Raw genomic sequence first — 21196 nt, forward strand, 5'->3', positions numbered from 1 at the left:
CTAGGACAGTCGTCCGTGCGGAAGCGAGGGCAGTGCGGTGGTGCCGAGCCATGCATCCCACAGCGCTCGTAGAGATTGATCGGTGAATCTCGTTGCCAGATCCGTCAATTGTTCGGTGGTGACGTTGGAGTGCCGGTACTCGGTGGTCCACGTACGCAGAAGTGTGAAGAACCGCTCGTCGCCGAGTCGTAGCCGCAACGCGTGCAAGGTGAGGGCGCCGCGCTTGTAGATCCGGTCGTCGAACATGTCCTTCGGGCCCGGGTCGCCCAGGAGGATGTCCTGCGGTAGGCGGGCGAGCCGGTTGTGCGCGTGCCGCGCGAGTTCGTGCGCCGAGGGGCCTCCGGAATTCTCCGCCCACAACCACTCCGCATAACACGCGAAGCCTTCGTGGAGCCAGATGTCTTTCCATCGCTTCAAGGTCAGGCTGTTACCGAACCATTGGTGTGCCAACTCGTGCGCAACCAAGCGTTCTTCATCGCGATGCCCGCTGCAGAAGTTTGCCCCGAAGACGGACATTCCCTGGGACTCGATCGGGATCTCGAGGTCGTCGTCGGTGACGAGCGCCGTGTAGTGCGAGAACGGATATGGTCCGAACAGCCGGGTGAATACCTCGATCATCTGCGGCTGACGTCCGAAGTCCCTGTCGAACTCGTCTCGCAGACGCGGTGGATGCACGGCGAACTGTGGTATGGGCGACGACGAGACCTTGCGGACCTCGTAGTTACCGATCTGGACACTCGCGAGATACGTCGACATCGGTTCGGGTTGCTCGTACACCCATGTGGTGCGACTGGATTTCGTCGTCTTGCGGAGCAACGTCCCGTTGGAGACCGCATGAAATGGTGCGTCGGTCGTGATCGTGACACGGTAGGTGGCCTTCGATCCGGGATGGTCGTCACACGGAAACCACGTCGGCGCACCGTTCGGCTGGCTGGCCACCAGTGAACCCTCGTCGAGTTCTTCCCAGCCGACCTCACCCCACATGGTGTGCCTCGGGGTCGGGGTGCCGGAATACTGGATGGTGAACGTCAGGGCCGCACCTACCGGAGCGGTCTGCGACGACGTCACCGTCAGTTTGTCATTGCGGTGGGTGAACTTCGAGGGGCGTCGCCCGTTGAGCGACACCTTCGTCACGCGCATTGCCTGTGCGAGGTCCAGCGTGAACTTTGCGCGGACGTCCGTCGCGGTGGCGATGACGGTGGCGCGACCCTCGAGTCGGTTGGCGGTCACCTTGTACGTCAAGTCCAGTTCGTACCGCGACACGAGATACCCACGGTTCCCGCTCTGGGGGAGGTATGGGTCGAGTGGACGATCGGGCCCGGTGGGTGCGATCGGTTTCGCGGGCTTGAGGGGCTTCACCGCGGCGACCAATCACCAGGCCGGGTCCACGGCGCGATCGGATTGCCCTGCCAGCGGGTGGAAGGGGGGACCACGTCGCCGCGCATCACGAGGGACGCTGGTCCGACTGTGGCGCCGGCGCCGATCCCCGATGCGGGCAACGCGACACATTGCGGGCCGAGCGTAGCTCCGGCGTCGAGGGTCACGGTGTCCATGGACATGATCCGATCATGGAACAGGTGGGTCTGAACCACGCACCCCCTCTCTACTGTCGCACCGGGACCCAGAGTGACGAGGTCGGCCTCCGGCAACCAGTAGCTTTCGCACCACACACCACGGCCGATCTTCGCGCCCAGACCACGCAACCACAGGTTCATCACGGCGGTGCCGGGGGTCGCTTGTCCGAACCACGGCGCGGCGACCATCTCGACGAAGGTATCGGACACCTCGTTGCGCCACACGAACGAGCTCCACAGCGGGTGTTCCTCGTGCCCGATGCGCCCGACGATGATCCACTTCGCTGCGATGGTGATGATGCACGCCACCGCACCTGCGGCCATCAGCACGAGCCCGCTGAACAATGCCGCTGCCCAGTAGCCGATGTGGACGGCAAGGGAATTCAGTGCAAACAGGACCATCAGTCCGATCCCGAAGGTCACCATCATGGGAACGAGGCGGAAGGTCTCGACGGCCCCGCGCGCGATCTTCAGTCTCACAGGTGGCTCGAACGTGCGACTCGAATCGGACTCGCCGGAGGCGCGACGCAACCGCACCGGGGGGCTGCCGAGCCACGACGAACCCGACTTCGCTTTCTCCGGTGCGGCCGAGAGCACCGCGACCAGACCGTGTTTCGGCACGCGACGACCGGGTGCGGCCATGCCCGAGTTGCCGAGAAAGGCCCGCTTACCGACCTTGGCGTGAGATATGTACAGCCAACCGCCGCCGAGTTCGTACGAGGCGACCATGGTGTCGTCGGCGAGGAACGCGCCGTCCGCGACCTTGGTGAACTTGGGGACCATGAGCACGGTCGACGCCTCGACGTCCTTACCGATGTCGGCGCCGAGCAGCCGCAGCCAGATGGGGGTGAGCATCGATGCGTAGAGCGGGAACAGGAACGTGCGCGAGGAGTCCATCAGGCGTTCGGTGGCCCACACTTGCCACCCGACGCGGCTTCGGACCGGATGCCAGCCTTCGGTCATGCCGATCGACAGCAGTCGCACGGTGATCAGGGTGAGCACGGCGAACACCGCCATGGTGAGGATTCCGCCGGCCGGGAGCATCATCAGGGAACGGACCACGGCCTCGGACACGCTCACGGTGTCCTTCACCCACCAGACCAGGAGTGCGACACCCGCGCCGATCGACATGATCGGAAGCCCCGCGAGGAGGATCGACGTCGCACCGAAGACAGGAAGCCAGCGGGCTCCGCGTGGCGGATCCTCGGAAGGCCATTGCGGTTCTGCTTTTCCGGTCTTTTGTGCGGGCGAGCCCGCCCAGTGCTGCCCAGCCTTGACGCGGCCGAACACAGCCGATCCTGCCGCGACCTCCGCGTTCTTGCCGACGCGTGAACCCGGGGCGAGGAACGAGCGCGCACCGATCGAGGCACCGGCACCGATGCGGATGCTCCCGATGTGGACGACGTCGCCATCCACCCAATACCCCGACAGGTCCACCTCGGGTTCGATCGAGCACCCGTCTCCGAGTTCGAGCATGCCGGTGACCGGGGGCAGAGTGTGCAGGTCGACGCCGTGGCCGATCTTCGCGCCCAGTGCCCTCGCGTACTGACGCATCCACGGTGCGCCCGACAGGTTGGTCGCGCCGGACGCCTCCGACAGGCGCTGCGCGGTCCACAGCCGCAGGTGGACCGCGCCGCCGCGGCGATAACTACCCGGCTCGAGTCCGCGTAGAAGTAGCCGGGCACCCAGGACCGCGATGCTCATCCGGCCGAGCGGCGACAGGAACACGACGATGCCGGCCGCGACCCACCACCACGACAACGTCACGGTCCACGGCACATCGGTGGCGATCGCGATGATGTTGTTCAGAATCGCAAGCCAGGTGATCCATTGGAGGCCGGTCGACGTCATGAGCGGCACTGTCGCGGCGAGCTGGAGGAACTGCGCCCACCGCGACACGGGGACGACCGCGCGGCGGGCCACGGTTTCCGTCGGGGCGAGTTCGTCGAGATAGGTGGCGAGGGACCCGAGACGAGGCCGGTCGTAGAGCTCGGCGACCGTCATTTCGGGATAGCGCTCACGCAAGGCGGTGACGAGCTGTGCGGCAGACAGGGAACCTCCACCGAGTTCGAAGAAGTCGTCGCCGAGCCCCTCGATCCGGGCGCCGAGCAATGAGGACCACAGCCCCGCGACCCATTCCGCGGTCGGGGGGAGGCCGAGTGCTTCGACCGAGTCGGCGTCGGCACCGGGCAGCGGCCACGGCAGTGCGCCCCGATCGACCTTCCCGGACGTTCGCGTGGGCAGCTCGTCGACGAGCGCGAGACGCGGTACGAGGGCGGCAGGAAGTTGTTCGGACAGCAGGTCGTGGGCGGAGGCGACGTCGAAGTCGGGATCGGTCGAGGCGATGTAGCCGACGAGGACCGAACTTCCGGCCGACGTCTTTCGGACCGCGCACGCACCCCCGGCGACACCGGGCAGATTCTGCAGAGCGTTGTCGACCTCGCCGAGCTCGATGCGTCGTCCGCCGATCTTGACCTGGTCGTCGGCGCGTCCTTGGAACAGCAGCCCTGCGCTGTCGAGTACGACGAGGTCGCCGCTGCGGTAGGCACGGTCCCAGCCGAGGGTCGGCATGGGCGCGTATTTCTCGGCGTCCTTGTCCGGGTCGAGGTAACGGGCAAGCCCGACACCGCCGATGACGAGTTCACCGGTCTGTCCTTCTGCGACGGGAATCCCCTCGGTATCGACAACCGCGAGATCCCAGCCGTCGAGCGGCAGGCCGATACGGATGGGCCCGGTGCCGTCCATGATCGCGGCACACGCGACCACCGTCGCTTCGGTGGGGCCGTACGTGTTCCACACCTCCCGGCCCGGCACGGCGAGACGCTCGGCGAGGTCGGGCGGGCAGGCCTCTCCGCCGAAGATGAGCAGACGCACCGCTTCGAGTGCTTCGCCGGGCCACATCGCCGCCAGGGTCGGGACCGTGGAGACCACGTTGATGCTGCGGGACACCAGCCACGGGCCCAGATCCATGCCGGTGCGCACCAGCGACCGTGGCGCCGGCACCAGGCACGCGCCGTGTCGCCAGGCCAGCCACATCTCCTCGCACGATGCGTCGAAGGCGACGGACAGACCCGCCAGCACCCGGTCGTGGGGGCCGAGCGGTTCGTCCCGGCAGAACAGGTTCGCTTCGGCGTCGACGAAGGCCGCGGCGTTGCGGTGTGTGACGGCGACACCCTTCGGGGTGCCTGTGGAGCCGGACGTGAAGATGATCCATGCGTCGTCGTCGAGGGTCGGCTCACGCACGTCCGGTTCAGCGGCCGGTGGCGCGGTGCCGGGGCCGATCCCCGCGTCAGTGACGATGGCGGTGACTTTCGCCTCGGAGAAGACCAACTCGGCACGTTCGTCGGGGTCGTCGGCATCCACCGGGACGTAGGCGGCTCCCGCCGCGAGAACGGACAGAATGGTGACGTACAGATCCTTGGACCCGGACGACATGCGCACACCGACGCGATCACCGGCGCCCACACCGGCCTCCGCGAGTCCGCGCGCTCCCGTATCCACCAGATCGAGGAGTTCGGAGTACTCGAGCATCGTGGTGCCGTCGTCTATCGCGGGCGCGCGCGGATGCGATTCAGCGGTGACGCGCAGCACGTCGATGAGTGTGCGTGGCGCCGGCGCGTGCGATCCGCGCAGGAAGATCCCCGGCACGAGCGACGTGTCGTCGGCTGCGGGTGGGAGTTGAGCAGACAATCCGCTGTCCTTCTACTCGGTTGGGCTACTCGGCTGGGCGATCCGGTGTTATTTCATGTGAAGGTGGACAACAGATGAACTTTCGGTGTGTGTGGGCCGGAGGGCGCGCGGCGCCGAAGCACCCGTCAGAGCAAAGCACGATGATGGATTCTTTGCAGGTCAGGGGGAGAAATTCACTTCTTCCCGACAATGAGGGGCGGGCCACGATCGAGGTCTCGACTTGACACGAAGTGTGCCCGGTGTCATTGTCTTCGGCAGGTCATGAGTACCAGCGTCAAGCCCCGGCTCGCTGGTCGGCAACCCTCCGCCGCGGTGGGGTGCTCCGGGTGACGACCTGGCTGACGTACCGAACCCGGGCGCAGCAAGCGCGGACTCCGCCGGCGAACGATTCACCTTCGTCGTGGCGATCACCGACGGGTCCCTGATACACGAGGGAAATTCGTCATGACTGTTGCCACCACCACCTGTGTCGCTCCCTTTGCTCGCGTGTCGGGCTGTGACGTGCAGGTCCCTCTCGTACAGGGCGGTACCTGCACCTACGCGAACTTCGATTATGCGGCCAGCGCACCGGCTCTGGCGAGCGTGACCGACCGGATCTCCGAACTGTTGCCGTTCTACGCCAGCGTGCACCGCGGCGCGGGCTACGCATCGCGTATCAGCACCACGAGCTACGAGGATGCACGCGCGTCGGTCTCCCGATTCGTGGGCACCGACGAGGACCAGGTCGTGGTCTTCACCCGCAACACCACGGATTCGATCAACCTGCTTGCCGGTGCAGTCCCCGGCGATGTCGTGGTCCTCGACATCGAGCATCACGCGAACCTGCTGCCGTGGAAGAACACTCGTGTGGTCGAAGCCGCGGACTCAGTCTCGGAGACCATGTGGCGGATCGCCGTCGAGCTGGAACGTGCCCCGGCAGCGCTACTCGCCGTGACCGGAGCCTCCAATGTCACGGGCGAGGTTCTGCCGATCGGCGAGCTTGCCGACCTCGCCCACGCGTGCGGTGCGCGGATCTTCGTCGATGGTGCCCAGCTGGTTCCGCATCGTCGTGTCGATCTCGCTGAACTCGGCGTCGACTATCTGGCGTTCTCGGGCCACAAGCTGTACGCACCGTTCGGTGCCGGTGTGCTGGTCGGGCGTCGTGACTGGCTCGATGCGGCCGAGCCGTATCTCGCTGGTGGCGGTGCGGTACGCGAGGTTGCCCTCGACCACACCGAGTGGGCGTGTGCTCCGGCCCGTCACGAGGCCGGATCTCCGAACGTACTGGGGGTCGCGGCGATCGCTGCGGCGTGCGACACCCTCGCATCACACGACGCCGAGTCGGTTGCGCGTCACGAGGAGTTGTTGTGTGCGCAGCTCGTCGACGGCCTGCGCGACATCTACGGTGTGGAAATTCTTCGGCTGTGGGAGGATTCGGTGGACTGCGTCGGAATCGTCACTTTCGGTATCGACGGCTTCGAACCGGGTGAAATCGCCGCCTACCTCTCAGCCGAACACGGCATCGGGGTTCGTGACGGCCGTTTCTGCGCTCATCCGTTACTTTCCCGCGTCGGACTTCCCGGTGGCGCGGTGCGGGCATCCCTGGGGCTGGGAAGTTCGTCGGCGGACGTCGACCGTCTACTCGCGGCGCTTCGGCAGTTGGTGGTGGAGGGGCCGTCGTGGTCGTACGCCAAGACCGACGGGGCATGGAATCCGACGCCGGAGACCCGGCCCGGTCTCACGCAGTCGGGCGACGGTGCGGCGGAGTGCGTCTGAACGATCGCGTCTCGATGCCGCGCTCGTATCCCGATCGGCCGGGCGAGGCTCAGTCCACCACGACGTCGACCCCCGCGGTCACCCGTAGGAGTTCGGTATACGAGGTGCGGAAGAGGGTGTCCAGGCTTCCGCCCGATGCCCACAGCTCGGGGTATCCCGCCAGCGCGCTGTCGACGTAGGTCGGCAGGTTGGTGGGGTGCCCGAGCGGGGCCACGCCGCCGAGTTCCTGGCCGGTGACCTCCGCGACGAGGTTGCCAGGCGCGGTGGTGAGAGTTCCGCCCAATCGGGTACCGGTGCGCTCGAGCGATACCCGGTGCGAGCCCGAGACGAGAATCAGGACGGGGTCGTCGTCGAGGAGGAACACGAGAGACTTGACGATCGCCCCGATGTCGACATGCACGGCCGCCGCTGCCTGCTCTGCGGTGTGCACCGGAATCGACTGGGTGGTGATCAGGCCGTGATGTCCGCGAGCGATGAGTGTGTCGGCGACTCGGGCGGCATTCGGATGCAATGGCCTGGGCATGATGCCACCCTATGAAAACCGGTGACCGCTGTGACCGGATCGGCAAGGATCGACGTGATCGGAAGCTCGGTGCGATGCGAGCAGCAAAATATTACTCTGGAGTAATGACTGATTCATCCAGCTGGAAGGCGTTCACTGTCGAGCGCGCCGAACACGTAGCCCAGGTCACACTCATGGGCCCGGGCAAAGGCAACGCGATGGGACCGGACTTCTGGTCGGAACTGCCCAAGATCTTTGCGCAACTCGACGCCGACCCCGAGGTGCGCGCCGTGGTCCTCACCGGCTCCGGACGGCACTTCTCATACGGACTCGACCTGCCCGCCATGGCCGGCGACCTCGGGTCGGTACTGGCAGACAAGGCGCAGGCGAAGCCCCGCACCGACTTCCACGCGATGGTCAAGCGCATGCAGGGCGCCATCACAGCGGTCGCCGACTGCCGCAAACCCGTCGTCGCCGCAGTCTCGGGCTGGTGCATCGGCGGCGGCGTCGACCTCATCTCGGCAGCCGATATTCGGTACGCGAGTGCCGATGCCCGGTTCAGCGTTCGCGAGGTCAAGGTCGGGATGGTGGCCGACGTCGGTAGTCTCGCGCGCCTTCCCCTGATCATCGGAGACGGCCATCTACGCGAACTCGCGTTGACCGGCAAGGACATCGATGCCGCACGCGCCGAGAAGATCGGCCTCGTGAGCGACGTCTTCGACGACGCTGCCGCGGCTCTCGCCGCCGCACACGCGACGGCCGCCGAGATCGCAGCCAACCCGCCCCTCGTGGTCCACGGCATCAAGGACGTCCTCGACCACACGCGCTCCGCGCAGGTCGACGACAGCCTCCGCTACGTCGCCGCGTGGAACTCTGCGTTCCTGCCGTCCGAAGATCTCACCGAGGCGATCACCGCTGTGATGCAGAAGCGCGCGCCTGAATTCAAGGGCCGCTAGGACGTTCAGGACTGCCGGAACGCGACCTTCCACAGGAAGAAATCTCCCGGCCGATCATGATCGGCCGGGAGATCTTGTCTTCGGGGGGCCGGGCGCCCTTCGGGGACTCGGGTCCGCCGTCCTGTGGGCTTCAGTGCCCGCCGTTGTCCTTCAGCCGCGCGATCGAGGCTGTGACCTCAGCCTCGGCGTCGGCCCGTCCGGTCCAATCGGCAGCCTCGACGTGCTTGCCCGGCTCGAGGTCCTTGTAATGGACGAAGAAGTGCTTGATCGCATCGAGCTCGAACTGCGGCACATCGCTGATGTCCTGGATGTGGTCCCAACGCGGATCGCCGGCCGGAACAGCCAGGACCTTGTCGTCGCCGCCGGCCTCGTCGACCATCTTGAACATGCCGACCGGGCGTGCATCGACGAGCACGCCGGGGTACACGGACTCGGGCAGTAGCACCAGGCAGTCGAGCGGATCGCCGTCCTCCCCGAGCGTGTTCTCGATGTAGCCGTAGTCGGCCGGGTATCCGAAGGAGGTGTAGAGGTAGCGGTCGAGCTTGACGCGGCCGGTCTCGTGATCGACCTCGTACTTGTTGCGCTGCCCCTTCGGGATCTCGATGGTGACCTCGAACTCCACGCCTTGCCTCACTTCGTCGATGTTTGCCCGTCGATACGGCGCCCGTATCTGCGGCGATGGTCCGAAGTGAGGATAACCGCCCCGGCGCTACGCTGTAGGTGCAGGTACCGGACCACCACGCGACCACCAGGGCGCGAGTGTGTAGGGCCGATTGGTTGAACACAGCGGAGGCGTGTTGGCGGGGCAAGGTAACAGCAAGAAGCACGGTGGGCTCGAAACCCGCAAGCGTCGGAGCTTTCGGATCCTGCTGGGTATCTGGATCGTGGGTTTCCTCGCGCTCGTGGTCGGTGGCGCATTCGCGGTCTACGACGTGCGCACCACCGCTTCTGCTGCCATCGTCCCCGCCCCCGCACCCGTCATCGCCGCTCCGCAGGTCGCGGCCGTCACCGACGCGGCCCCCGCACCCAGCCCCACCGGACTCACCGCGGCACTCCGTGCTGCTGTGACGAATCCCGGACTCGGTGAATTCACCGGGTCGGTCACCGACACCACGACCGGTACGGTGCTCTGGTCGCACGAGCCCGAACGTCCGATGACGCCGGCGTCCACCACGAAACTGCTCACCGCAGCGGCCGCCCTGATCGCGCTGCCGAGCGACCATCGGGTCACGACGAAGGTGGTATCCGGATCCCGGCCCGGCGAAATCGTATTGGTCGCTGGGGGAGATCCGACTCTGACGGCGCAACCCATCGGTGAGGACGGCTTCTATCCCGGGGCGCCGCGCATCGCCGATCTCGCCGATCAGATCTCACGCTCCGCCGTCGCCGTCGACACCGTGCTCGTCGATATCGGTGTATACAGCGGTGACGTCCTCGCACCCGGGTGGTTCCCCGAGGACATCCCCGCCGGGTTCGTCGCCCCGATGGAACCGGTGATGCTCGACGCTGGGCGATCCAACCCGCTCGAAGACGAATCGGCGCGCAGCGCGACACCGGCCTTGGATGCGGGTCGGGCACTCGCTGTTGCGCTCGGCGCTGATCCCGCGAACGTTGCTCTCGGATCTGCTGCTCCCGGCGCGACCCCCATGGCGTCGGTGCAGTCGGCACCGCTGCGTGACCGGCTCGGACAGATGGTGAGCCGATCCGACAATGTGCTTGCCGAGGCCATCGGCCGCGAGGTCGCCATGGACGCCGGGGCCGGAGCATCCTTCTCTGCTGCCACCGATGCCGTCCTGCGCACGTTGCAGGGCGGGGGGTTCGACACCTCCGGCGTGACGCTTTCCGACCTCAGCGGTTTGTCGGTCGACAATCGGATCACGGCCGGCCTGCTCGACGCCATCATGGCGGCTGCGGCGGCCCCGGACCGTGAGGAATTGCGCCCGATACTCGACTACCTGCCTGTTGCCGGCGGCACCGGCACCCTCGCGGAGCGTTACGGCACGACTAATCGCGCCGGAGCCGGGTGGGTTCGCGCCAAGACAGGCACACTGGATCTGGTGAGCGGGCTTTCGGGTTATGTGGTCGACATCGACGGCCGCGTGCTCTCGTTCGCGTTGCTGTCCAACGAGCGTTCTCCCAGTGAAGCCCGGCCTGCGCTGGACGCGGTGGCCGCGGTCCTCCGAGAATGTGGATGCCGATGAATGTGATTGCAGATGAATGACACCGACCGCGCACTCGGCGACGCGATCGACTGGTCGCTCGCGGCGGGCGTCGGTGCGCGGCTGGCGCGTCCGGCACCGGCGATGTCGCGCTACACCCAGGACACCGCGGCCGCCGAACTCGCGTCGGCTTCCGACCGGGCAGAGGCCCCCGTCCGGAATCTGACCGGGCTCGGCAGTGATGCCGCGCCGCCGCCGGCGCTCGTCGTCGATCGGCCGGGGTGGGTACACGCCGCGGCCGCCTCGATGTCCGAACTGGTCGGCGGTGGCGAGAACCGCTCGTGGGCCGCGAAGCCCGCCGGAGCACAGGCCGGGGCGATGCTCGCCTACCTGTCCTCGGCCGTGCTCGGGCAGTACGACCCGTTCTCCCGGACGCTACTGCTGGTCACCCCGAACGTCGTCACCGTCGAACGTGCGTTGAAGGTGCCCACTGCAGACTTCCGGCTGTGGGTGTGCCTGCACGAGGTCACCCACCGGGTGCAGTTTGCGGAAGCGCCCTGGATGGCCGACCTCATGCGCGACGCCGCCGGGCAGCTGTCGGCCGCCGTCGACGAGTCGATCGGCGACATCGCCGGACGTGTCGTCTCAGCAGTCCGCGAGGTGCGGAGACCCGACGACAAACCGATGTCGCAGCGTGGCATGGTCGGTCTGATACGTGCTGTGCAGGCCGAACCCCAACGCGAAAGCCTCGATCGAATGCTTGCGCTCGGCACTCTCCTCGAGGGGCACGCCGATCACGTCATGGATGCCGTCGGGCCGTCGGTGGTGCCGTCGGTGGTCCGCATCCGGCGGGCATTCGACAGTCGCCGTCGACGCAGCAGCAATCCGATCCACCGCGTCATCCGCATGCTACTCGGGATGGACGCGAAGATCGCGCAGTACGTCCACGGCAAGAGGTTCGTCGACACCGTCGTGGCGAAGGTGGGGATGGAGGAGTTCAACGCAGTCTGGTCCGGTCCGGACGCGCTACCGACTCTCGGCGAGATCGACAAGCCGGAAACCTGGATCGCGCGAGTGCTGGGCTGACCGTGGCCGCAGCATCGCCACCCCTGCTTCCGGAGATGCCGGCAATCCACGAGATCCGCCGGGCAGTGCGTACCTGGCTCGCCGAGTACGACGCGAGCACTGTCGTCGTCGGACTCTCCGGTGGTGCCGACTCGGCAGCTCTGACCGCTGCCGCTGTCGCGGAGGCCGATGCCGTACACGCAGTGGTGGTGGACCACCGTCTGCAGGACGGATCCGACCTGGTGGCCGCACGGGCCGTGGAGTTCGCGGAGTCGGTCGGATGTACCTCGGCGCGGGTGCACGCGGTCGATGTGAGCGGCCCGGGCGGCCTCGAAGCTGCCGCCCGTCACGCGCGCTACCGGGCTCTCGACGACGTGCGGTGCGGCCATCCGGTGCTACTCGGGCACACTCTCGACGATCAGGCCGAGACCGTACTGCTGGGCCTCGGCCGCGGCTCGGGGCTGCGATCGATCCGCGGGATGGCGCCGTTCGACGACCCATGGGGCCGCCCCCTCCTAGGTGTCCGCCGTGACACCATCCGGCGGGCGTGCGAGGAACTCGGCTACCGTCCGTACGAGGATCCGCACAACTCGGACCCGCGGTTCACCCGGGTGCGGCTGCGGAGCGAGGTTCTTCCGCTGCTCGAGGAGGTTCTTGGCGGCGGAGTGGCTGCGGCACTCGCACGGACCGCGGCGCAATTGCGCGAAGATGGCGAGGTCCTCGACGCTGCCGCGGACCACGTGCTCGCCGACTCTCTCAGAAGACGGGACGGCCCTGCCGGAGAGTCGCAACTCGATACCGCGACATTGGCGTCGGCGCCACCCGCGATCCGGCGTCGCGCGGTGCGGGCGTGGTTGATCGAAAGGGGAGCGTCGTCACCGCCCGACCGAACTCTGCGTGCCGTGGATGCCCTCGTGGGTGAGTGGCGTGGGCAGGGTCCGGTGGCGGTCGGCCGGGGTCCCGAGCGAGGGACCAGGTTGGTGGTGGCACGACGGCGTGGCACTCTGAGCGTGGAGTTCGTCGACCAGCAACGGTGTGCGGACGACTGACGGAAGGTAGGTAGGACCCGGTGTACGAAGGCGATATTGCGTCGGTGCTGATCTCGCAGGAAGAGATCGACAAGCGCATCGCAGAACTGGCAGAGTCCGTTGCCAAGCGGTATCCGCCGGGTGCTCCCGAAGGCGACCTGCTTCTGATCGGCGTCCTCAAGGGTGCGATCTTCTTCATGACCGACTTCGCTCGCGCGTTGCCGATCCCGACGCAGATGGAGTTCATGGCCGTCAGTTCGTACGGTTCGTCGACATCGTCGTCGGGTGTGGTGCGCATCCTCAAAGACCTCGACAAGGACATCGCCGGCCGCCATGTGCTGATCGTCGAGGACATCATCGATTCGGGACTGACCCTGTCGTGGCTGCTCCGCAACCTCAAGACCCGTAACCCCGCGTCGCTCGAGGTCGTCACCCTGCTGCGTAAACCCGATGCCACCAAGATCGATATCGAGGTCGCGGACGTCGGCTTCGACATCCCCAACGAATTCGTCGTCGGATACGGTCTGGATTACGACGAGCGGTATCGCGACCTACCGTATATCGGCACGCTCGATCCGAAGGTGTACAGCAGCGAGAGCTGAGTGGGTCACCGGAGAGGAAGCGGATTTCCCGGACGCACCGCGACGGACCGTTGCAGTGCCTCGAGGTCCTGCTCCATGAGCCGGAACAGGCAGTACACGAACAGGAACGCGCCGATGCTGCCCACGGAGAGCACACGCACCGCGAGCTGAACTTGGGTGATCTCGTCGACCGTGAGGAAGGTCGACCCCGCGACCGCGACGAGAGGTACTGCCGCCGCGACGGCAAGATAGCGGATGCTGCGTCGGTGCAGCCCCTCGAGTTCGCGGGCATCGGTGGTGTCGGTCGCTCCGTGGGGCAGGAACGCCGGGTAGATCGACCTCACCATGTAGAACGAGACGAAGAAGAACGGGTATGCCACTGCGATCGTTCCGCATACGACTATCGACGTGACGAAATGGGTGATCGCCCTGCTGTCGAGCGCCCCCGACACGGACTCCATGATCACCGGGAACAGGATTCCGGACAGCACCCACAGCGTCATCACCACCGCTGTGATGCGATCGGCGATGAGCAGTGCGTCATGTCTGGCACGCGCGAGCTCGGCGGCGTCGTACTGCCGCCCCCGGCGCAGTCCACGTGGCACAGTGATCAGTCGCCGCGCAAGGTAGACGATCACCAGCGCGCCGAGGGGAAACACGACGGCGTTGATGATCAGCGCGATGGTCTGGAACTGGAGCTGCGCGTCCGGCGACAGTTGCCCGACGATCAGATTCCGATTGTGCTGGAAGTTGTAGAGCGCACCCAGCACATTGGGAAGGCCGACCGCCGCGATCATCAACGGGATGACGGGCCTGCGCAGCCGCGCTCGCCAACTCTCGGGTGGCGGGTCCACGAGTTCGCGGGCACGTGCGTCGAGACACAGATCGAATTGCTGCGCGAGTTCGGCGCCGGATGCCCACCGGGCAGTGGGCTCGGGTGCGAGGCACCGTGTGAGCACACGGCGCAAAGTCTGCGGGCAATCGCTCGGCAACTGCGTGAGTGCGTCGCCTTCCGGAGGGTGACGGCGGGTGCGCAGCATGGCTTGGAGTGCGTCCGTCGTGGGCGCCTCCGCGAGGTGGGCGTCGCGGTCGTCGCCGGGTCTGCTGCCGGTGAGCAATTCCCACAGCATCACACCGAGCGCGTAGATATCGCTGCGGGTGTCGAGGTCGGCGGCACTCCGAGGCAGGTGAGGATGGCAGGCCTCGAGTTGTTCGGGTGACATGTATGCGAGCGAGCCGCCGAGATAGGCGACCGGTGAGCTGTCGTCCACCGATTCGGCGAAGCTGATGTTGAAATCGGCCAGTTTCGGCACGCCTTCCGCGGTGAGCAGTACGTTCGCCGGTTTGATATCGCGATGCAGAACGCCTCGGTGCTCGGCGTAGTGAAGCGCCTCGGCGAGGCGCCGTCCCAACCATGCCACGGTCTCGGGCCAGGTCAGGCGCCCGAGGCGCTCCCGGACGGGTGATTCGGACGGCCTGATCTCACCCTTGGCCTGCAGGGCTTCGTCGACGGAGTCGAGCAGCAGTCGGCCGGACCGTTGCTCGGGCGGTGTCTTGCGTACCTTGTGGAGTACGCGCAGCAGAGTTCCGCCGGGCATGTACTGCATGTAGAGCAGTCGCAGTCCGTGATCGGGAAGGATTCTCTGGTCGAAGACCCGAACGATGTAGTCGTGGTCGAGCTGGGCGAGAGTCTGCGCCTCATTTCCGCTGTTCCGTGACACCTTCACTGCGACGAGACGTTGCATCGACTGCTGCCGTGCCAGGAACACTCTCCCGAACGCACCGGTTCCCAGTGCAGTGAGCAGATCGAAATCATCGATGCGTTGTCCGGCCTCCACATCGTCGAGGGTGATGGGGTCGCCGGAATCCAGGATGTCGGGGCGCGTCTGCGCTGTGACGGTGAGGTCGACGGTGTCGGCCGCACGGGCGGTCTCCGCAGGTTGTGTCCTGTCGGACGTCTGCGTGGTATCGAGAACCGTAGTGTCGGGTACCGCAGCGGTCCCGGCGGTCCGGGCCGGTTCCGGATTCCGCGTGGCCATGCTCGATTTTCCCACATGTCGCTGCATCGGATACGGCACACTGCACTGCCGGACGCCGAGGGAACCTGAGGCATGATCCCGCGCGTTGGTATAGCAGGCCGACCACGCAGGGGCGTCATGGCAGCGTCACGCGGTAACCTTGCGGTGCCCGATTGGTCACGGGTATGGGAAGTGCCACAACGACCACATTGCTGACGTCACTATCGAAAGGACCGGCCGAACCGGCCGAACCTGTATGAACCGCAAGACAGTGTTTCGTAATCTGGGGATAGTCCTCGGCATCCTGTTGGTCATCTATGCCTTCAGCTACTTCGGCGACGACACGCGCGGCTTCACGAAGGTCGATACGTCCGTCGCGATCGCGCAACTCGACGCGGGCAACGTCAACCAAGCGCAGATCGACGACCGCGAGCAGCAGGTCCGATTGTGGCTCGACAGCGGTAACGACGCGACCGAGGGCTCGACCGAGATTCTTGCCAAGTACCCGGACTCGGCGTCCGAGCAGGTCTTCGACAAGGTCGCCGCGTCCGATGCCGAATCATTCGACACGCAGGTCACCCAGGACAGCTGGCTGTCCTCGATTCTCCTGTTCGTGTTGCCGATGCTCATTCTTCTCGGCGTCTTCATCTTCGTGATGAGCAGGATGCAGGGTGGTGGCCGCGGCGGCATGATGGGCTTCGGTAAGTCGAAGGCCAAGCAGCTGTCCAAGGACATGCCCAAGACGACCTTCACCGACGTCGCCGGCGCGAACGAGGCCGTCGAAGAGCTCTACGAGATCAAGGACTTCCTGCAGAACCCCGCGCGCTACCAGGCATTGGGCGCGAAGATCCCCAGAGGCGTACTCTTGTACGGGCCTCCCGGCACCGGCAAGACCCTGCTCGCGCGTGCGGTCGCGGGTGAAGCCGGTGTGCCGTTCTTCACGATTTCCGGTTCTGATTTCGTCGAGATGTTCGTCGGTGTCGGCGCCTCGCGCGTGCGCGACCTGTTCGAGCAGGCCAAGCAGAACGCGCCGTGCATCGTCTTCGTGGACGAGATCGACGCGGTCGGCCGCCAGCGTGGCGCCGGACTCGGCGGCGGACACGATGAGCGAGAGCAGACCCTCAATCAGCTGTTGGTGGAGATGGATGGGTTCGGCGACCGACAGAGCGTCATCCTCATCGCGGCGACCAACCGTCCCGACATCCTCGATCCTGCGCTGTTGCGTCCCGGTCGCTTCGACCGTCAGATCCCTGTCAGCAACCCCGACCTCGCCGGGCGGCGCGCGATCCTCCAGGTGCATTCGCAGGGTAAGCCGATCGATCAGCACGCCGACCTGGAAGGCCTGGCGAAGCGCACTGTCGGTATGTCTGGTGCGGATCTTGCGAACGTCATCAACGAAGCAGCGCTGCTGACCGCCCGTGAGAACGGCACCGTGATCACCGAGGCGATCCTCGAAGAATCCGTGGACCGCGTCATCGGTGGCCCACGTCGCAAGAGTCGGATCATCAGCGAGCACGAGAAGAAGATCACCGCGTATCACGAGGGCGGTCACACCCTTGCCGCGTGGGCGATGCCCGACATCGAACCTGTCTACAAGGTCACGATTCTCGCGCGTGGTCGAACCGGCGGACACGCGATGACGGTGCCCGAGGACGACAAGGGCCTGATGACCCGCTCCGAGATGATCGCCCGCCTCGTCATGGCGATGGGTGGCCGCGCTGCGGAAGAACTGGTGTTCCGCGAGCCCACGACCGGAGCGTCGTCCGATATCGATCAAGCAACCAAGATCGCGCGCGCCATGGTCACCGAGTACGGCATGAGCGCGAAGTTGGGCGCTGTCCGTTACGGCCAGGAACAGGGCGACCCCTTCCTGGGGCGGTCCATGGGCGTGCAGTCCGACTACTCGCACGAGGTCGCGCGGGAGATCGACGAGGAGGTGCGCAACCTGATCGAGGCGGCGCACACGGAGGCCTGGTCGATTCTCAACCAGTATCGCGACGCACTCGACCTGATCGCAGGTGAATTGCTCGAGCACGAGACACTCACCCGCAAGGACCTCGAGCGGATTCTCGCGTCGGTGGAGAAACGTCCTCGGATCACGACGTTCAACGATTTCGGTGACCGTGTTCCGTCGGACAAACCGCCGATCAAGACTCCCGGCGAACTCGCCAAGGAACGCGGCGAGCCGTGGCCGCCGGAGCCGCCGTCGCTCACCAAACCGGTGACGCAGGAACAGCCGCAGGCGCCGCAGCAACAGCAGTTCCCGCCGCAGCAACAGCCGTACCCGTACCAGCAGCCTCCAGGTCCGGCGCCCCAGCCTGCCGGATCGGCTCCGACACAGCCTGCCGGATCGGCTCCGACACAGCCTGCCGGATCGGCTCCGACACAGCCTGCCGGATCGGCTCCGACACAGCAGATGTTCGGGCAGCCGTCCACAGGTCAGGCTCCGTATCCGTCCGGCACGGCGCCGCAGCAACAGCCGCAGCCGCAGCAACCGTCTGGCGCAGCGCCGCAACAGCAGTCCGGTCAGGGCAACGGCTACCAGTCTCCGCAGCCGGTACCCGCATCGGAGCCCATGCCGGGCTTCCCGCCGGCCGCAGACCAATACCCAGGTGGGCCGCGACACGCGACCCGGCCTGATTACGGTGCCCCCGCGGGTTGGTCGGCACCGGGTTGGCCGCCGCAGGACAGGCCGAACCAGTCGCAGGACCAGCCGAGCGGGATCTATCAGCGGGGATACCCCGACTGGACGCAGCAGGGCAACACCGAGGGCGTGAACAGTGCAGGTGGTGACACCGGCTCGCAGCGTGACGACGAAGGTCGGACAACGCCGGAGCCTCCCCCCACCCAACCGTGGGACGGTCCGGCAAACCACCGCTGACATCGTCGGTAGCAGCGTAGTTCCCAGATCACAGCAGAAAGTGGAGGACGTCGGGTGTCGGTGAATCACCTCAATGCAGAGGCGAGTTCTGCCTCGGACGGCCATGACGGCGCCGAGTCGTTGAGCCTGTCCACGGGTCGGCCCTTCGATCAGGCCCGGGCCGAGGAGGCGGTACGTGAACTGCTGATCGCCGTCGGAGAGGATCCCGAGCGTGAAGGACTGCGCGACACCCCGTCGCGTGTCGCCCGGGCGTACCGTGAGGTGTTCAGCGGACTGTTCACCGTTCCCGACGAGGTGCTCAACACCACCTTCGACGAAGGCCACCAGGAACTCGTCATGGTGCGCGACATCCCGATGTACTCGACGTGCGAGCACCATCTGGTCTCGTTCCACGGTGTCGCCCATGTCGGATACATCCCCGGGCCCACGGGGCGCGTGACGGGGCTGTCGAAGCTCGCACGGCTCGTCGACCTCTACGCGAAGCGCCCGCAGGTGCAGGAACGTCTGACGAGCCAGATCGCCGACGCGCTGGTGCGTAAGCTCGAGCCGCGCGGCGCCATCGTCGTCGTCGAGGCCGAACACCTCTGCATGGCAATGCGCGGCATCCGCAAACCTGGAGCGAGTACCACGACGTCGGCGGTGCGCGGGCTGTTCCAGACGAGCTCGGCGTCTCGCGCAGAAGCCCTGGATCTCATCCTGCGCCGGTGAGCATCCTTCCGGGCATACCGTGGCCCTTGGTGCGGGACGCACAGTGGCCCATCGTGATGGGTGTACTCAACGTCACCAGCGACTCCTTCTCCGACGGCGGACGCTATCTCGACCGTGACACCGCGATCGCCCGCGGGCTCGAACTCCGCGAACTCGGTGTCGACATCGTCGACGTCGGCGGTGAATCGACTCGTCCCGGTGCAGCACGGGTCGATCCCGCGATCGAGGCCGCGCGTGTCGTGCCGGTCATCGAGGCGCTCACCTCGGCCGGAATCGCCACGAGCGTCGACACCATGCGTGCGTCCGTCGCCGAAGTCGCGATCGAGGCCGGCGTGACGATCATCAACGACGTGTCGGGTGGCCGGGCGGACCCGAACATGGCGTCGGTGGTGGCGTCAGCGCAGGTCCCGTGGATTCTGATGCACTGGCGGCCCACCGGCGAGTTCGTCCACGCCGGTGGGAGCACCCACTACGACGATGTGGTGCGCGAGGTTCGCGACGAACTGCTCACCCAGGTCGATGCCGCTCTGGCGGCGGGTGTCGTTCGCGAGAACCTCGTCCTCGATCCTGGTCTGGGGTTCGTGAAGAACGCCGAGCACAACTGGGAAATCCTGCAGCGGCTGCCCGAGCTCACCGAGCTCGGATTCCCGGTGCTGATCGGAGCGTCGCGCAAGCGGTTTCTCGGATCGTTGCTCGCGGCGCCCGACGGCACCGTACGCTCGCCCGACGGGCGGGAGGTCGCGACCGCGGTGGTCTCCGCTCTCGCCGCGACACACGGTGCGTGGGGTGTGCGGGTGCACGATGTGCAGGCGAGTCGCGATGCACTCGCTGTCGTCCGGGCATGGCAACGAGGCAGTGCGGAAGGTGTGCACGATGGGTGATCGCATCGAGCTGCGCGGGCTGAGGGTCCGCGGCAACCACGGTGTGTTCGACTACGAGAAGCGTGACGGACAGGACTTCCTGATCGACGTCGTCGCGTGGCTCGATCTGGCTCCGGCCGGAGCCAGCGACGATCTCGTCGACACCCTCGACTACGGGGGGCTCGCCGAGCGGGCCGCCGCGATCGTCGCCGGTCCCGCGCACGATCTGATCGAGACCGTGGCCGGCCGGATCGCAGAAGGTGTCCTGGCAGATGGCCGGGTTTCGCGGGTGGAGGTGACCGTGCACAAGCCATCGGCGCCGATTCCGCTGACGTTCGCCGATGTGGCCGTGGTGGTGGACCGTACGCGGGGCACCGAATGAGCTGTGCGGTGCTGTCGATCGGTTCCAATCTCGGCGACCGGCTCGGGCACCTGAAATCGGTTGTCGACGTGCTCGGTCTGCGCGTGCGCGCGGTGTCGAGCGTGTATTCCACTGCGCCGTGGGGCGGTGTGGAGCAACAGGATTTCCTCAACGCCGTCGTGGTGGCCGAGGACGAGGATTTCGACGAGTACGACTGGCTGACGTTGGGTCGTGAACTCGAATCTGCTGCCGCACGCGTGCGGGTCCAGCGTTGGGGTCCGCGCAGCCTGGACGTCGACGTCGTGGTGTGCCGGACGGGTGCAGGGGAGGTGCGCAGCGACGATCCCGAGTTGCTCCTGCCGCATCCTCGTGCGCACGAGCGGGCTTTCGTCCTGGTGCCCTGGCTCGAGGTCGAGCCGGACGCGAGTCTCATCGCGAACGGGCGTACCCGGCCGATCTCGGACTGGCTTGCAGACCTCGACGAGGCCGAACGCGACGGGGTGCACCGCACCGGCCTCGCACTCGCCGATCCGGCGCAGGGCGTCCAGGCCGGCCGCGGAGAGCGCCCGTGATGAAAGCGACCCGGATCCGCGACCTGATTGCTCTTGCGCTGCTCGCCGCGGCGATCGCGTGGTTGTTGATCCGCACGATGTACGGATCGCTGCCACCGATCCCGGTCTATGCCGGCGCGTCGCTGTATCCGGTGGCTGCGCTCGAAGTGGTGCTCGCATTCATGATCCGCTCGCGTGTGAACAATCATCAGCTCGGCGACGGCCCCCGCCAGCTGCACCCGATCACCGCGGCGCGGTCGGTTGCGCTGGCAAAGGCCTCTGCGCTCGTCGGTGCGGCGAGCGCCGGGGTGTGGGTGGGCTTTCTGCTGTATCTCCTGCCGCAGCGGGGCACGGTGCAGGCGGCGTCGGAGGATGCTTCGGGTGTGATCGTGGGCGGGCTCGCAGGAGTGGTGCTCGTCGCCGCAGCATTGTGGCTCGAACATTGTTGCCGGACACCTGAGGATCCGGATGAACCGTCCGAGCCTGCCACCTGACGGCGTGTTCGGA

17 protein-coding genes and 1 riboswitch are annotated in these 21196 nt (G+C 66.5%); of the genes, 12 read left to right on the plus strand and 5 right to left on the minus strand.

From position 1 onward, the window contains the following. The gene (locus ACZI8W_RS22185; RefSeq protein ID WP_463370678.1) at positions 1-1359 is read right to left on the minus strand and encodes a M1 family metallopeptidase; all 1359 of its coding nucleotides are present in this window, start codon (positions 1357-1359) and stop codon (positions 1-3) included. After that, positions 1356-5264 carry a Pls/PosA family non-ribosomal peptide synthetase gene (locus ACZI8W_RS22190; protein WP_463370679.1) on the minus strand — a complete coding sequence of 1303 codons (3909 nt, stop codon included), beginning with the start codon at positions 5262-5264 and terminating at the stop codon, positions 1356-1358. Before ACZI8W_RS22190 ends, ACZI8W_RS22185 begins: the two co-directional genes overlap by 4 nt. Positions 5265-5521: 257 nt before the next feature. Then, positions 5522-5638, plus strand: a riboswitch (SAM riboswitch). Between the two features lie 70 nt (positions 5639-5708). Between ACZI8W_RS22190 and ACZI8W_RS22195 the strand changes: the two genes are divergently transcribed. After that, complete coding sequence (locus ACZI8W_RS22195) at positions 5709-7019, plus strand: aminotransferase class V-fold PLP-dependent enzyme (RefSeq protein ID WP_463370680.1); 1311 nt, start codon at positions 5709-5711, stop codon at positions 7017-7019. A 49-nt stretch (positions 7020-7068) separates the two neighbouring features. Here the strand turns inward: ACZI8W_RS22195 and ACZI8W_RS22200 are convergent, their stop codons facing one another. Beyond that, entirely contained in the window at positions 7069-7542 is a 474-nt protein-coding gene (locus ACZI8W_RS22200; protein WP_463370681.1) for a YbaK/EbsC family protein, read from the minus strand. 104 nt (positions 7543-7646) lie between these two features. Here ACZI8W_RS22200 and ACZI8W_RS22205 point away from each other — a divergent pair, with 104 nt between their 5' ends. Beyond that, positions 7647-8477, plus strand: a complete 831-nt coding sequence (locus ACZI8W_RS22205) for a crotonase/enoyl-CoA hydratase family protein (RefSeq protein ID WP_463370682.1) — start codon at positions 7647-7649, stop codon at positions 8475-8477. A gap of 130 nt (positions 8478-8607) precedes the next feature. Here ACZI8W_RS22205 and ACZI8W_RS22210 read toward each other — a convergent pair whose 3' ends face one another. Then, a complete protein-coding gene (locus ACZI8W_RS22210; RefSeq protein ID WP_463370781.1) occupies positions 8608-9099 on the minus strand; it encodes an inorganic diphosphatase in 492 nt (163 codons plus the stop codon). 172 nt (positions 9100-9271) lie between these two features. Here ACZI8W_RS22210 and dacB point away from each other — a divergent pair, with 172 nt between their 5' ends. From dacB to hpt, 4 genes are read left to right on the plus strand one after another with little or no spacing between them, the layout of a single operon-like run. Further along, positions 9272-10678: a D-alanyl-D-alanine carboxypeptidase/D-alanyl-D-alanine endopeptidase gene (dacB, locus tag ACZI8W_RS22215; RefSeq protein WP_463370683.1), complete on the plus strand. Its 1407-nt coding sequence runs from the start codon at positions 9272-9274 to the stop codon at positions 10676-10678. Between the two features lie 12 nt (positions 10679-10690). Further along, positions 10691-11722: a zinc-dependent metalloprotease gene (locus tag ACZI8W_RS22220; protein WP_463370684.1), complete on the plus strand. Its 1032-nt coding sequence runs from the start codon at positions 10691-10693 to the stop codon at positions 11720-11722. 35 nt (positions 11723-11757) lie between these two features. After that, the gene (tilS, locus tag ACZI8W_RS22225) at positions 11758-12750 is read left to right on the plus strand and encodes a tRNA lysidine(34) synthetase TilS (RefSeq protein WP_463370685.1); all 993 of its coding nucleotides are present in this window, start codon (positions 11758-11760) and stop codon (positions 12748-12750) included. 20 nt (positions 12751-12770) lie between these two features. Then, positions 12771-13331 (plus strand): hypoxanthine phosphoribosyltransferase, encoded by a 561-nt coding sequence (gene hpt, locus ACZI8W_RS22230; RefSeq protein ID WP_463370686.1) that lies wholly within the window; start codon positions 12771-12773, stop codon positions 13329-13331. Between the two features lie 5 nt (positions 13332-13336). On the opposite strand, the gene ACZI8W_RS22235 is transcribed toward hpt, so the two are convergent. Beyond that, positions 13337-15349 carry a serine/threonine-protein kinase gene (locus tag ACZI8W_RS22235; RefSeq protein WP_463370687.1) on the minus strand — a complete coding sequence of 671 codons (2013 nt, stop codon included), beginning with the start codon at positions 15347-15349 and terminating at the stop codon, positions 13337-13339. Between the two features lie 235 nt (positions 15350-15584). Between ACZI8W_RS22235 and ftsH the strand changes: the two genes are divergently transcribed. From ftsH to ACZI8W_RS22265, 6 genes are read left to right on the plus strand one after another with little or no spacing between them, the layout of a single operon-like run. Further along, entirely contained in the window at positions 15585-18209 is a 2625-nt protein-coding gene (ftsH, locus tag ACZI8W_RS22240) for an ATP-dependent zinc metalloprotease FtsH (RefSeq protein WP_463370688.1), read from the plus strand. A 54-nt stretch (positions 18210-18263) separates the two neighbouring features. After that, positions 18264-18917 (plus strand): GTP cyclohydrolase I FolE, encoded by a 654-nt coding sequence (gene folE, locus ACZI8W_RS22245; protein ID WP_463370689.1) that lies wholly within the window; start codon positions 18264-18266, stop codon positions 18915-18917. A 56-nt stretch (positions 18918-18973) separates the two neighbouring features. Beyond that, the gene (gene folP, locus ACZI8W_RS22250) at positions 18974-19798 is read left to right on the plus strand and encodes a dihydropteroate synthase (RefSeq protein ID WP_463370782.1); all 825 of its coding nucleotides are present in this window, start codon (positions 18974-18976) and stop codon (positions 19796-19798) included. Continuing rightward, entirely contained in the window at positions 19791-20159 is a 369-nt protein-coding gene (gene folB / locus ACZI8W_RS22255; RefSeq protein ID WP_463370690.1) for a dihydroneopterin aldolase, read from the plus strand. Before folP ends, folB begins: the two co-directional genes overlap by 8 nt. Next, the gene (gene folK, locus ACZI8W_RS22260; RefSeq protein WP_463370691.1) at positions 20156-20710 is read left to right on the plus strand and encodes a 2-amino-4-hydroxy-6-hydroxymethyldihydropteridine diphosphokinase; all 555 of its coding nucleotides are present in this window, start codon (positions 20156-20158) and stop codon (positions 20708-20710) included. The genes folB and folK overlap by 4 nt, the downstream gene beginning before the upstream one ends. Then, entirely contained in the window at positions 20710-21183 is a 474-nt protein-coding gene (locus ACZI8W_RS22265) for a DUF3180 domain-containing protein (protein ID WP_463370783.1), read from the plus strand. The genes folK and ACZI8W_RS22265 overlap by 1 nt, the downstream gene beginning before the upstream one ends. Positions 21184-21196 lie beyond the last annotated feature (13 nt).

The sequence above is a fragment of the Rhodococcus ruitaii genome (genome assembly GCF_055230935.1).